Annotated in this window: 12 protein-coding genes and 1 pseudogene; 4 read left to right on the top strand and 9 right to left on the bottom strand. The window is 66.6% G+C overall.

Features of this window, described 5'->3' with window-relative positions:
- Positions 1-70: 70 nt before the first annotated feature.
- Positions 71-1,654: a DUF6851 domain-containing protein gene (locus AB0O76_RS34750; RefSeq protein ID WP_365499759.1), complete on the bottom strand. Its 1,584-nt coding sequence runs from the start codon at positions 1,652-1,654 to the stop codon at positions 71-73.
- A 435-nt stretch (positions 1,655-2,089) separates the two neighbouring features.
- Here AB0O76_RS34750 and AB0O76_RS34745 point away from each other — a divergent pair.
- Together AB0O76_RS34745 and AB0O76_RS34740 are read left to right on the top strand one after the other, a co-directional pair.
- Positions 2,090-2,252: pseudogene (locus AB0O76_RS34745) on the top strand (IS630 family transposase); the annotation flags it as partial.
- 624 nt (positions 2,253-2,876) lie between these two features.
- Positions 2,877-3,725 (top strand): response regulator transcription factor, encoded by an 849-nt coding sequence (locus AB0O76_RS34740; RefSeq protein WP_365499756.1) that lies wholly within the window; start codon positions 2,877-2,879, stop codon positions 3,723-3,725.
- A gap of 27 nt (positions 3,726-3,752) precedes the next feature.
- Here the strand turns inward: AB0O76_RS34740 and AB0O76_RS34735 are convergent, their stop codons facing one another.
- Genes AB0O76_RS34735 through AB0O76_RS34700 form a run of 8 tightly spaced genes read right to left on the bottom strand, consistent with a single transcriptional unit; the run spans position 3,753 to position 10,851 of the window.
- Positions 3,753-4,709 (bottom strand): beta-ketoacyl-ACP synthase 3, encoded by a 957-nt coding sequence (locus tag AB0O76_RS34735; protein ID WP_365499988.1) that lies wholly within the window; start codon positions 4,707-4,709, stop codon positions 3,753-3,755.
- 44 nt (positions 4,710-4,753) lie between these two features.
- Complete coding sequence (locus AB0O76_RS34730) at positions 4,754-5,587, bottom strand: alpha/beta fold hydrolase (RefSeq protein WP_365499753.1); 834 nt, start codon at positions 5,585-5,587, stop codon at positions 4,754-4,756.
- The gene (locus AB0O76_RS34725) at positions 5,587-6,378 is read right to left on the bottom strand and encodes a 4'-phosphopantetheinyl transferase superfamily protein (RefSeq protein WP_365499750.1); all 792 of its coding nucleotides are present in this window, start codon (positions 6,376-6,378) and stop codon (positions 5,587-5,589) included. The genes AB0O76_RS34730 and AB0O76_RS34725 overlap by 1 nt, the downstream gene beginning before the upstream one ends.
- Before the next feature lie 26 nt (positions 6,379-6,404).
- Positions 6,405-7,319 (bottom strand): SDR family NAD(P)-dependent oxidoreductase, encoded by a 915-nt coding sequence (locus AB0O76_RS34720; RefSeq protein ID WP_365499747.1) that lies wholly within the window; start codon positions 7,317-7,319, stop codon positions 6,405-6,407.
- Between the two features lie 50 nt (positions 7,320-7,369).
- The gene (locus AB0O76_RS34715; RefSeq protein ID WP_365499744.1) at positions 7,370-8,377 is read right to left on the bottom strand and encodes an SDR family oxidoreductase; all 1,008 of its coding nucleotides are present in this window, start codon (positions 8,375-8,377) and stop codon (positions 7,370-7,372) included.
- On the bottom strand, positions 8,374-9,696 hold the full coding sequence (locus AB0O76_RS34710; protein WP_365499741.1) for an FAD-binding oxidoreductase: 1,323 nt from the start codon (positions 9,694-9,696) through the stop codon (positions 8,374-8,376). Before AB0O76_RS34710 ends, AB0O76_RS34715 begins: the two co-directional genes overlap by 4 nt.
- A gap of 43 nt (positions 9,697-9,739) precedes the next feature.
- Positions 9,740-10,603: a cyclopropane-fatty-acyl-phospholipid synthase family protein gene (locus tag AB0O76_RS34705; protein WP_365499739.1), complete on the bottom strand. Its 864-nt coding sequence runs from the start codon at positions 10,601-10,603 to the stop codon at positions 9,740-9,742.
- On the bottom strand, positions 10,600-10,851 hold the full coding sequence (locus tag AB0O76_RS34700) for an acyl carrier protein (protein WP_365499736.1): 252 nt from the start codon (positions 10,849-10,851) through the stop codon (positions 10,600-10,602). The genes AB0O76_RS34705 and AB0O76_RS34700 overlap by 4 nt, the downstream gene beginning before the upstream one ends.
- 301 nt (positions 10,852-11,152) lie before the next feature.
- Between AB0O76_RS34700 and AB0O76_RS34695 the strand changes: the two genes are divergently transcribed.
- Together AB0O76_RS34695 and AB0O76_RS34690 are read left to right on the top strand one after the other, a co-directional pair.
- On the top strand, positions 11,153-11,989 hold the full coding sequence (locus tag AB0O76_RS34695) for an alpha/beta hydrolase (protein ID WP_365499733.1): 837 nt from the start codon (positions 11,153-11,155) through the stop codon (positions 11,987-11,989).
- Between the two features lie 49 nt (positions 11,990-12,038).
- Positions 12,039-13,129, top strand: a 1,091-nt coding sequence (locus AB0O76_RS34690) for a type I polyketide synthase (RefSeq protein ID WP_365499730.1), incomplete at its 3' end; no start/stop codon positions are given.

The raw sequence follows: 13,129 nt of genomic DNA, 5'->3' as shown, positions 1-13,129 counted from the left end.
GCAGACGAAAACTGGCTGCCGACGGGGACCTGGAGTCCTCGTCGGCAGCCAGTGTGCGTGGCGCTGAAGGTCAGTCGCCCTTCAGCTTGCGCTGGACGAACTCGTAGCTGAGGTCGCCGATCTCGGGCGCGTACGACTGAGAGGCCTTGATCGCCGACGGGAAGTTCTCGCCGGCCCATACCCTGCTCTTGCCGCAGTCCTCGGCGAAGTCGGTCCAGTTGTTCCAGGCCAGTGTGATGTCACTGGCCGGCGTGACGCCCGGTTCCACCAGCGAGGAACCCTTGGCGGTGGGAACGGAGATACCGATCTTGTCGGTGCCGGTGAAGCGCCGTACCTGCTGGGCGAAGGACTGGCACAGCGCGGACGTCACCGAAGGGTACTCGGGGGAGTCGGCGGCGTTGCTGTTCAGGTAGCTCTGCCACTCGTTCCCGGTGATGTCGTTGACGGTGCCCTTCCCGCGCCCGCCCCATGCCGTCATCTCCTTGTGCCCGTACAAGTGACGGATCGCGCTGAACGGGCGCACCGAGTCGTATTTGCGCTTGAAGTGCCAGGTGGCGATGGTGGCATCGACGAAGGCCACGTCGGAGGTGGTGATGTACTGCACCATCTTCTCGGTGTCGTACTTGCCCCCGGTGACAACAGGAGTGCCAGCGACCTGCCCGAACGTAATGACCTTGTCGTTGAAGAGCTCAGCGGTCATCTTCTGGCGGTCGTTCAGGTTCGCCGATGCCTTGAGAACCTCGTCGGCCTGGCGCTTGTAGGCCTTACGATTGTGGTGGTTGCTTTTGGCCGGGGGCGCGACCTTGAACCGGGTGGGGCTGTCGTACGAGAAGGGCTTGACGCGGCCGTACTGGGGCGTCGAGAACTGCTGGGCCTGGAGGACGTTGTTCGTCGAGGTCACGTTCGGCTGCCAGCGGGACGGATCGCGGAGCTCCTGCGCACTGTTCACCGGCTTGTAGCCCGTGTAGTCGGCATAGGGCAGTTGATTGTACTTACGGCCGCCTTCATCGCCTGCCCGGTTGGAACCGTCCTTCACTCTCGCCTTCATGGCGCCCTTGGCGGCGAGAATCCCGATGCCGCTCGGAGTAGTCGGGTCCTCCTTGGTGTCGTTGGGATCCAGACCCGCCGACGCCATCATCTCGAGCCATCGCGACTTGTATTGCGGGAGGACCTCGTTGAGCGAGGTGAAGGCGGCATAGATGACGGCGATGTTCTTGTTCCGCGTAGTGCGCTCGTCCTTCGGCCGACGGCCGAGGTCGGTGAAGAGACCCTTCGCCGTCGGGTGGTAGGGGGCTATGGCATCGAACCATGGCATTTCAATCAGAATGGCATGATCGACGGTCAATGACACGGAACGGCCGGAGCTCTGTTCGCGCGAAACTCGTTGGAACTTCGGGTAGACGACTTCGATCAGCGCGTTCCCGTTGTCGAGGTCGATGCCTGCCGCCGCCTTCTGCTGGGGCGCAGGCGCCGCGCTGGTCAGCGACCCCACCAGGGTCAACGCGGTTGCAATGGTCACCGCGTACCCCAGGCGCTTACTTCGTAGCCGCCTCAAATTCGTCACGAGAATTTTCCTTTCGGTCGAGCTTCCACGTCTTGAAGCGATCGCCAGCGGAAAATCAGGGTCCTTCGTGGCTGAGTAACCTCTGCGCACGGAACGAGTCCGTCGGCCCTGCCACTCGCGTGCCACCGAGTATTGCCAGTTCGGGCGTTTCCTGCTACTGCTCGATCAAGTAGTAGACACTACTCACGCTGGAGTCTAAGGAGTGATGCTCGCGGCGATGCGCCTTAGAAATGATGCAGAGGGAAGGCGAGTTGCTTTTCCTTACGTGCACTGGCTCCTAGCAATTGGTAGGTGAGTGTTCGCATGTGGAGAGAGCTAGTTTCTCGTGCTTCCGTCAAAGTTATTTGATCTTGTCTGGCAGGGTCTCTGCGTATGGAGCTCTCCGCGGAACAGGCGGCCACGATGCGGGAGTTGGTGAACAGCGGGCACGTGCCCGCGGACATGGCCATGCGGGGCGGGATCGTGTTGTGGTCGGCTGAGGGGGCGTCGGTGCAAGGACCTCGCCGGGCTGAGCCTGAAGCTGACCGGCTGGGCACCTTCAAGGTTTCGAAGGACCCGGCGTTCGCGGAAAAGGCCGGCCGACATGATCGGCCTCTACTCCGCCCCGCCGGGCGGCGCTGTGGACCTCTCGATCGACGAGAAGACGCAGATCCGGGCACTGGAACGGACTCAGCCGGTGTCGCCGGTCGCGTTCGCCGTCGCCAAGAAGCGCTCCGCGGGCTACGTCCGGCACGGCACCACGAATTCGGCCCCTCGTGGCTCAACCAGATCGGGATCTGGTTCGGAATCCTGACCCGGCAGCCCATCCGCCGCGCCAAGGTCCCACTCGTCGCCACCAACGTGAAGAAACTCGTCAATAACGACTCGAAATGACATGAACAGGATCACAAGGCTAGGCGTCTACATCAGTGGATTCCTGCTTCTCGGGCTCATCTTCTGGCCCTTGTTGGCATGGATGGCAAGACTGGGGCAGGGGGCCAGGATCGCGATAGGGAGCCCTATGCTGCTCGCCCTCTTGGTTTACTTGATCTTGGGTGCGGCATGGGCGAATGAGGGGGAACGGCGTTCCTGAATTTGGGGTGTTTGCCTGTTGAACAAGTTCCAGTTCGGCGGTGCTCAGCAACTGCTCGATCGAGTAGCGCGGGCTACTCGCGCCGGCGATGGGCGGGTCGGCCCGTCTCGTAGGTGGTGTGATGGGCAGGTGGCAGCACCTGCCCATCACGCTTCGAAGTCCCTTGGCAAGAGGCAGAGTTCAGCCAATGGCCTGCTTGAACGGGTACGGTCACTCTTACACGTTCAGCGAGGGGGAGATGTGAACGCCGCTGCAGGAACCAGCCGTCGTCCGCACCTGACGGTAACTCAGAACCAGCAAGACGATCAGAATCCGACGGACCGCCCCGAAAAGCACCTGATGACCTTTGTCGGCCGTGACGTACAGGCGGCCGTCGAGTGGAACATGCTTGTGGTGGACGGCGACGCGGAGTGTGCCGAGTCCTTGGTGAAGGACTTGTTGCGGCAGGGGCACGAGGCGCAAGCGGTGGATACGGCCGTCGCCGCGTTAAGCACTTACGAAAACGCCGACGTAGTTCTTATCGATCTTGATCTGCCCGACCTCGACGGCCTCGAGGTCTGTCGCAGAATCCGCGCGGTCAGTAATGTTCCCATCCTCGTCGTGACCGCCCGTGGAAGTGAACTGGACCGCGTTCTCGGTCTGCAAATCGGGGCCGACGACTATCTCGTCAAGCCTTATGGGTTTCGCGAACTCATGGCTCGTATCGAAGCCGTTATGCGGCGCATCCAGGCCCACCCTCCGCAGAGTGCCGATTCGGTCATCTCCCACGGGCCTCTGGAGATCGATGTTTCGGCACGCCAGGTCCGGCTCGACGGCCGTCCCATCGACCTGTCGCGCAAGGAGTTCGACCTGATGCACCTCCTCGCATCGCATCCCGATGTCGTCATGTCGCGGAAGCGGATCATGAAGGAGGTGTGGGGGGATGTCTGGTCCCGTCGGACCATCGACACTCACGTGAGCAGCATTCGCAGCAAACTCGGCTCGCGCAGCTGGATAGTGACCGTGCGCGGGGTCGGATTCCAACTGGGCGGATACGTAGCCGCGGTACGGTCGGCTCCTTCCGGCGACATCGCCGGTGACGAAATGTAGTTCCGCACTGTGTACGCGGCAACCGCGCTACGGAAGGACGGCGACGGTTGCCGCGTAGCAGAGTCCCGCGCCGTATCCGACGAGCAGGGCGAGGCCTCCGGCCCCTGCCTCCCCCGAGGCGAGCACCGCGTCCAGGGCCAGCGGGATGGAGGCCCCCGACGTATTGCCGGCCGTCACGATGTCCTTGGCGACGGTCACGGTGTCCGGCAGGCCGATCTGCCGCGCGATCGTGTCGATGATGCGGACGTTCGCCTGATGAGGGATGAACGCGTCGAGGTCGGCCGGCGGGACTCCGGCCGCTTCGAGTGCCCGCTTCGAGACACGGGCCATCTCGTAGGCGGCCCAGCGGAACACCCGCTGGCCCTCCTGGCGCAGGTAGGGGAACTCGTGCTCACCCTCGCTGTCCCTGAGGGCGTCCCACGGGATGCTCTGCTCGATCGCGTCGGCCTGGGAGCCGTCCGCGCCCCAGACCACCGGGCCGAACCCGGGGGTGGTGGACGGCCCGATCACAACGGCCCCCGCGCCGTCTCCGAAGATGAAGGCAGTGGACCGGTCACGCAGGTTCAGCAGGTCGGTCATCCGCTCCACGCCCACGACCAGGACGTGCCCGCCCCGGCTGCGGACGATGTCGTTGGCGAGCACGACGCCGTGGACGAAACCGGCGCAGCCCGCGGACAGGTCGAAGGCCGCCGCGTCCTGGGCGTCGATCCGGTGCGCGATCTCCGTCGCGATGGCCGGCGTCTGCTTGAGGTGCGTGAAGGTGGCGGCGATGACGCAGGTGATGTCGGCCGCGGTGAGGCCCGCGGCCGCGACGGCCTTGAGCGCGGCCTGCTCGGCCATGACCCCCAGGGACTCGTCCGGACCGGCCCAGCGGCGCGTGACGATCCCGGATCGGGAGCGTACCCACGTGTCCGAGGAGTCGATGAGACGACAGGCCTCGTGGTTGTCGACGATCCGGCGCGGGCGGTACGAGCCCACGCCCATGATCCTCGAGAAGGGTGCGCCCGGAGGCGTGACGAGTTCCCGTTTCACTCTGCTCCTCCAAGAACGGCTTCGTCGAGCGGTTGTTTCAGGTCGGCCCGTGCGGACTCATGGGCGCTCGCGGATCGTTCGCCGGTGTACCGGCGCAGCACCGCCGCCAGTTCACTCAGCAGGTCGCTCTCGTGCGTGCGGACGAAGAAATGCCCGCCCGGCATGGTGCGCAACTCGCTTCCGGCGCCCCCGTGGCGTGACCACGCGGCCATCGCTCCGACGGGCACCAGATGGTCCTGGCGTCCTATGAACAGATGCAGCGGCATGTCGAGCGGCTCGATCGCGGCCTCGGGCGTGGTGGAGGAGCACAGCCGCAGATCGTCGCGGACCAGCGGCATGAGCCGGGCCCTGAACCGTTTCCTGCGGGCCAGCTCCCAGGGAATCCCGCCCAGTTCCGCGAGGCGTTCGGCCAGCGTCTCGTCGTCCGCGTCCGGGACGAGGATCCCGTTGGGAGGGATGTGCGGAGCCCGGTGGGAGAGCAGGACGAGCGCCCGGGGAAGGGAAGCGCCCTGTTGCTGTCGGCGCAGGGCAAGGGCGTGCACGACGAACGCTCCCATGCTGTGGCCGAGAAGAATGTGGGGACGGGAGAGTTCGTCGCCGAGTTCGCTCTCCAACGCCATGACCTGGGCGTCGAGGTCCGTGAACCGGGGCTCGTGGGCCCGCTCCTCGCGGCCGGGCAACTGCACCGGGCGTACCCGGACGTGTGCTCCATGGGCGCTGAGGCGGTCCTGCCAGCGTGCGTACGAGGAGGCGCCACCGCCGGCACACGGCAGGCAGAGCAGCGTCAGGGGGCTTCCCGGTGCGGGTTCTTGAATCCGCGCGCCACGCATCACCCTCCTTCCCCCTGCCGCAGGCTGAACCGGCGGCAGCCGACCTCTGCCCGTTCCGCCGTACCGCCCGTCCTGCGCAAGGCGACGGAGGCCCGGTAACCGGCGGGCACCGGCACATCGACGAGGTGCCACCCTTCGGGCGGGGGAGGGGCGGCCTCCACGGGCCGGACGGCATCCCCTGCGAAACCGACGTACCGGGAATCGAGTCCCGCGGCCAGTCCCGTGCCGATCCCTTTGAAGTACGCCTCCTTGCGCACCCAGCAGCTCATGAACGCGTCCGTGCGCTGCGCGGAGGGGAGTGCGGTGAGGATCCGGCGCTCGTCCTGGTGCAGCTTCGCGAGCCAACGGCTCGTCGCGGCACTGCCGTCCGTCAACGACGGTGCCGCTTCCCGGGTTTCCACATCGACCCCCACGGGCGCCCCCGCCACCGCGTACAGCGCCATGTCTCCGGCACGGGAGTGCGAGAAGTGCACTTTCGCATGGCCTTCGACGGCCGGACGCCCATGGATTTCCGTGCACTTGGGCATACCGCAGCGCTCACGGACGAAGGAGATGCGCTCCGGGGCGAGGCCCACAAGGCTGCCCAGCAGAACCCGCAGGCCCACGTGGGCGGTGATGTAGCGACGGCGGGCCGGCGGGTCCTGGAAGGCTGCGGCGCGGCGGTGCTCCGCCGGGTCGAGAACCTCTGCCGCCATGGCCATGGCGGCGGCTTCGGAGCCGGGGATCCACAACAGCCGGACATGAACCTCTCCCGCGCCGAAGGGGGAGGGCGGGAGAGGTTCCGTGCCCACGCAGGACGCTCGCTGGCCCGCCATCGTCAGCGCCCGGCGCCGGTCGCTCGGTTCAAGCGGTACATCCGGGTCGCGAGGGACATCCGGCCCTCCAGGCGGAACGCCGGGGGGCGCTTGCCGTCCACGTCGTCGAAGTCGAACTCCTCCGCCAGATCACCGGCGCTGAGAACGGTTCCGGAACGTGCCTTCACGTCGGGGTCGGCCGAAAGGAAGGCGACGGCACGGCCGACGTACTCCGGTGAATGGACCACGGCGGCGGGGCCGCTGCCCATGGCGTCCCAGTCGGCCTCGACCCGCTCCGTGCGCACGAACCCCGGGTGCAGCGAGACGGCCGCGACATCCTTCCTCCGCAGGTCCGACGCGAAGCCGCGGCACATGCGGTCGGCCGCCGACTTGAAGACGTCGTAGCCGACCTGGCCGAGGTAGATGTCCCCGTCCGTGAAGCTGATGCCCACGATCAGGCCGCGCCCCCGGGACAGCAAGAGCGGGGTCAGCCGGCGCGTGACCTCGTACTGGGCGCGCAGCGACGCCTCGAACAACTCATAACGCCACGTCGGCTGCTCCCAGTACGGTGCGTCGAAGCGGACCTCGGTCATCCGCTCGTACCCGGCCCACGCGTTGTTGACGAGCAGGTCAAGGCCGCCGTGGTCCGCCTCGATGCGCTCGGCGAGTGCCTGGTTGTCCGCGGGGAGCCGGTGGTCGCAGTGCACCGCGATGCCCTTGCCGCCACGCTTCGTGACCTCGTCCGCGGTGTCCTCCACCGTGCCGGGAAGCCCTTCGGTGCGCTCGCCGTCACGGGTGCTGCGCCCGGTCACATAGACGGTCGCCCCCGATTCGCCGAGCGCGAGCGCGATTCCACGGCCCACGCCTCGGCTGGCCCCGGTGACCACGGCCACCGTCTCGCCGAGATCCGGGGGCAGCCAGCCATTCACGTCCATCATTTCCTTCCGTACGTCGGTAGAGACCGCGGTGACAGCAATGCCGACAGGCCCTAACTCAAGTGCGCCGCGGCGTACTCCAGGCTCGTCAGATAGGCGGCCGAGTCATCGATCTGGGCAATGCCGTAGCGCCGGCGCAACTCGGGCATGGAGGTGGGCAGTACCCCGCCGCTGCACCGGGTGACCTCGCTCGTGTCCCGCAGCACGGAGAGGTAGGAACGCGACATCGGCGACGTCCGGGCGATCGCCTCGGGGTCGAGGGTGTCGGCGTCCACCACGGGCGGATGCTCGAGCGTGCGGCCCCGCGAGGCCGCGTGCTTGACCATGACGTCGAGGCAGGCCGTGAGACCCATGGCCTCGGAGCCGAGCGTGACCCAGAACTCGCCCTCGTCGTCGCCCTGTTCGATGGCACCAAGGACGGCCTTCGACAGCAGGTCGTGCGGTACGAAGTCCATCCGGATGCCGTCGTGCACGGCCAGGAACGGTGCCTTGCCCCGGCCGATCCAGTCGGACATCAGCTGCACGATCTGCCCACGCGTGGTCCAGCCGGTGACGGAGTCACCGATCAGGTTCGTGGGTCGGTACATCACGTGCGGAAGGCCGCTGTCGCGCAGGAGCTGCTCGGCCTTCAGCTTGGACGCGATGTAGTTCCGGCACACGTTGTCCTCGCCCAGCGGCCGGGGCGCGTTGTCCATCAGGGCGGCGACGAAGGCCGTGCTGATGAAGTGGACGACCGCTCCTGCCTGCCGGGCGAACTCGATCACCCGGCGCGTGCCCTCGACGTTGACCGGCTGGTAGCTGGCCTCGGGCAGCCCCCACTCGGTCAGCCCCGCCGAGTGGATCACGACGTCGACCTCATCGGCGAGGGCCGCGTACGCGTCCTCGTCGAGCCCGAAGTGATGCGCCGTCAGATCGCACTGGACCTGGGTGGCGGCGGCCTCGGTCACCGGAGAGCTGTGGGACGCGGCCACTATGCGGACGCCGTCGCCGGCCTCCTGCAGAATCGACCGGCCGACCACCCCGGACGCACCGGTGAGCAGCACCGTAGGACGGGTGTTCATGATCTGCTGTCCTTCCAGTCCATGAACCGGGCCGTCGCGCGGGCACCGGCGTACAGGAAAGGTTCCGGCGGGAACGAGGCGGGCGGCTTGCGCCGTTCGTCGTCGACGAACAGGAGCTGGGAGTAATCCGAGTCCTTGCCCAGGATCAGGTCCCTGAGGACCTTGCCGCCGGTGTGCGTGGCGGCGATCCCGTTCCCGCAATAGCCGTAGCCGTACAGGATGTTGCCGTCGATGCTGCCGAAGTGCGGTGCGAAGTCGCGTACGACGTCGATGGCACCGCCATAGGCATAGCTGAACTCGACGTCCCGCCACATGGGGAAGAACCGCAGGAACTCCTGGTGGATCTCGCGATACACCTCGCGCCGGTTCATGTTCCGCTGCCGCTTGTCCCGGCCGAAGTAGTAGGGCACCGGGCCGCCCGCGAACATGATGCGGTTGTCGTGCGTGAAACGCGCGCACGTCAACAGGGACTTGGCCTCGACAAGACCCTCCCGGCCCTCCCAGTTCACCCGGGACAGCTGCCGGTCGGTGAGCGGCTCGCTCACCATCGCGTACGTCCAGACCGGGATGACCTTCCGGCGGAACTCCTTGAAGGCATCCATGTGGACGTTGGTGGCAAGGACCACCTTGTCCGCCTTGATGCGCCCGCCGGCGGTGACGACGGTGGGCCGCGCTCCCGGTTCCACCTGCAGGCAGGGGGAGTTGTCGTAGATCGTCACGCCCTGGTCCCTGACCACGCGCGTGATGCCGCGCGCAAGGCGGAACGGGTTGACCAGCGCCCCACCCGTACGCATGCTGCCGACGATCGCGGGCGAGCCCACGATCTCCCGGGACGGCGCGGCGGACAGGATCTCGGGCTGCGCTGCCCCCATCCGCTCGGCCAGTTCCCGGTCGTGCCGCAGTCGCTTGAGCTGCGCCTGATCGGTGGCGACCATCAGGTAGTCGGTGGCCTCGTACTGGGCATCGACCTTGTTCTTACGGGCGAACCGGCCGATCTCCAGGATCGAACGGCCCACCGCCTGCGATGCCTTGAGCGCCCGCTGCGCGCCGAACTGCTGGACCAGCGCCTGGATGTCCTTGCCGATGGTCGGCGTGACGAAACCGTCGGCGCGGCCGGAGGCCCCGAACCCGGAATGCCTGGCCTCGACGATGCGGATGTCGAGCGCCGGCTCGGCCAGCTTGAGGAAGTGTGCCGTCCACAGGCCGGTGAAGCCGCCGCCGACGATGCACACGTCGCATTCGATTGATTCCCGTAGCGGGGGCCCGGCATCGACCTCTTCGGTGTCGTGCCAGTAGACGACATGCTTGAACCCGTTCAAAGGGGCGCTCCTTGGCATGTTCCTCGCTGTGTGGGCCGGCCCATCACACGGCCTCGAAGATGATCCTCGAAAGACCCAGATGGCGGTTCCGGAAGTGCCCCACGGAGGCGTTCAGGTACCTTTCGTAGTTCGCCGTGTTGGCCTCTCCCGCGGATTCCACGGCGGCCGCACGGTTCTTCCGAAGACGGTCCAGCCATTCCTGGCAGGTCCGGCTGTAATGGTCCGGGTCATTGCGCAGACTGACCACTTCGAACCGCTTCTCGCTGCCCTCGATCGCCTCGGAAAGCGCCGGGATCTCGGACTCGGGGAAGATGTGGTCGATGATGAACATGAGATCGCGCACGGTCTCCTTGTTCATACGGTTGTTGTTCCCCTTGGTGATGGTCTGCAGGGCGAGCCTGCCGCCCGTGGGGAGCCACCGCCTGCAGTGCTCGAAGAACTCCCGGTACGCCGCGACACGTTCGTCCCGCGAAAGACCCATGCGGGCGAAGTGCTCGAAGGCGCCGATGGAGATGATGGCGTCGTAGGGCTCCTCGGGCTTGTGGTCGCGCCAGTTCTCGACCCGCACCTCGGAGCGCGGAAGATCCAGCTCACGGACCCGTTCGGCCTGGCTGTCGCTGAGCGTCAGGCCGACCGCGTGCCCCACCTCGTGCCGCTCGACGAGGTTCTTGAGGAGGCTGCCCCAGCCGCAGCCGACATCCAGTACGCGCTTGGCGCCGGTGGCTTTGGCGCCCTCGGCCAGGAAGTCGAGCTTGCGCTGCTGTGCGGACTCGAGAGTGTCGCCCTCGCCCCAGAGCGCGCACGTGTAGGTGCGGTTCCGGTCGAGCCAGAGGGCGAAGAAGTCGTTGGAGACGTCATAGTGGTGCCGGATGGATTCCGCGGTGGCACCCTGATATCCGGCGGTCACGCCTGAACGCTCTGTTCCTTCGCCTCTTCGGCGAGCTTCACCAGATCGCCGACCGTCTTCACGTTCGCGGCCTTGCTCTCGTCGAATTCGACGTCGAGGTCGTCCTCGATGGAGTAGACGATGTCGGCTATCTGAAGGCTCGAAAGGCCGACCGCGTCAAAGGAAGTGTCGGCATCGAGCTTGTAGGAATCAGCCCGGCTGCCGAGCTTCTTCGAGATGCGGCTGCATACTTCTTCGACTGTGATCACGGGGTCGCCTCTCTCTGGCTGACGTCCGCATATGGCTGACGTCTGCGTATGACTGACGTCCGGCGAGTCTCTTTCTGCCATACGGACTTGTGCAACAGGGGAGGCATCAAGTCGAGGTCATGAACTGTCAACTTCACGAGCCATGCCGACGAGACGTCCTGACAATGTCAGGAGAACGTCACGTCTTTGGTAAATCGCGGATAGATTGCTCGGGAAGCGGCAGCGGCCGTGAAGCATGTACCCCCGCACGAGGGAAGTGCGGCCGCTGCTAGAGAAGCGACAACTCCCGGGAGTTTCAAGCATGGCTGAGATTCAGCTTTCGGCAGGAACCGTCTCGTACGAGGACACTGGCGGCGACAAGCCGATCCTTGTGCTCATCCATGGCGTCGCCATGGACGGCACGTTGTGGCGTCATGTCGTGGCGAAGCTGCGCGAAGACTTCCGCTGTATCGTTCCGACCCTTCCGCTCGGCGGGCACCGCCGACCGATGAAGGAGGGCGCCGACCTGTCGGTCGCGGGCGTGGCGGGGCTTGTGGCCGAATTCCTCGAGCAGCTCGACCTGCGGGACGTCACGCTTGCCATCAACGACTGGGGCGGCCCGCTGTCACTGGTCGCCCAGGGCCGGGACCAGCGGATCGGGCGCCTTGTCATCACCTCCTGCGAGGCGTTCGACAACTTCCCGCCCGGCGTGCCGGGAAAGAACCTGGTCATGTCGGCCAAGATGCCCGGCGGCCTCAACTTCGCCTTTCAGACACTGAAGTTGAAGCCCATGCGGCGCGCGCCGATGACCTGGGGCTGGATGAGCAAGCGGCCGGTGCCCCACGACGTGATGGACGGCTGGCTCTCGCAGCTGTGGAAGTCCCCGGAGATCCGTCGCGACCTGCGCAAGTACATCCTGGGCGTGCCGCCGCGCGAGGACTTGATGAACTGGGCCGAGAAACTGCGGGAGTTCGACCGCCCGGCGCTGGTGGTGTGGGCCGCCGAGGACAAGGTCATGCCGCCCGAGCACGGGCGCAAGCTCGCAGAGCTGCTGCCCCGCAGCGAGCACGTGGAGATCGCGGACAGCTACACCCTCATCCCCGAGGACCAGCCCGACCAACTCAGCGAGCACATCAGGTCGTTCGTCCTGAAGAACTAGCGAACAGGCCCTGAAGCCGCAGCGGTGAGGAGAGAAAGTGGAGTCAGACATGGCCGGTCCGGCAGCGCGGAACGAACACCCCCTGGTCTCGCGACTGGCGGGCACCCCCGATTCCGACCGGTACGCTGCCGTGCTCGACCTGGTCCGTGAGCAGACGGCGGACCTGCTCGGCACCAGCGCCCAGGACATCGACCCCAACGTCGCCTACAGCGACTACGGATACAACTCGATGGCCGCCGTGGAACTCACCGGCCGCCTGGGCAAAGCGACCGGCCTGCAACTCCCCCTCACCCTGCTCTTCGATCATCCGACGCCCGCGGCCGTCGCGGACCAACTGTTGGACCGACTCGGCTTCCCCCGGCCGACCGCGGCCGAACCGGTGGCGGACGATGCTCCGACCGCGTCCGCCACCGACGACCACGATCCGATCGCGGTCGTGGGCATGGGCTGCCGGTATCCGGGCGGTGTGTCCTGCGCCTCGGATCTGTGGGACGTGGTGGCTTCGGGGCGGGATGTGGTGTCGGGCTTCCCGTCGGACCGGGGCTGGGATCTGGAGGGTCTGTACGATCCGGACCCCGACCGGCCGGGAACGGCGTATGCCCGTGAGGGTGGTTTCCTGGACGGTGTCGATCAGTTCGACGCGGAGTTCTTCGGGATCGGTCGTATCGAGGCGCTGGCGATGGATCCGCAGCAGCGGCTGCTGTTGCAGACGGTGTGGGAGACCCTGGAGCACGCGGGCCTCGACCCGGCCCGACTGCGGGGCTCGCAGACCGGCGTGTTCATCGGGGCGGCCGGCCAGGACTACGAGCAGCTGGCAAGCTCTGGGCCCACGGACCTGGAGGGCTACTGCGCCATCGGCTCGGCGGGCAGCGTCCTGTCGGGACGCGTGGCCTACGCCTTCGACATGTCGGGCCCTGCCCTGACGGTGGACACGGCGTGTTCGTCGTCGTTGGTGGCGGTGGACCTGGCGGTGCGGGCGCTGCGGTCGGGGGAGTGCACGCTGGCGCTGGCCGGCGGCGTGACGGTCATGGCCACACCGCGCATCTTCACCGAGTTCGCCCGGCAGCGGGCGTTGTCGTCGGATGGTCGTTGCCGGGCGTATGCGGCGGCGGCTGATGGCACGGGGTGGGCCGAGGGGGT

It is taken from the genome of Streptomyces sp. NPDC086554 (genome assembly GCF_040686095.1).
Lineage (GTDB): Bacteria > Actinomycetota > Actinomycetes > Streptomycetales > Streptomycetaceae > Streptomyces.
Note: the sequence above shows the minus strand (reverse complement) of the source record. Positions and strands in the feature narration are given on the sequence as shown.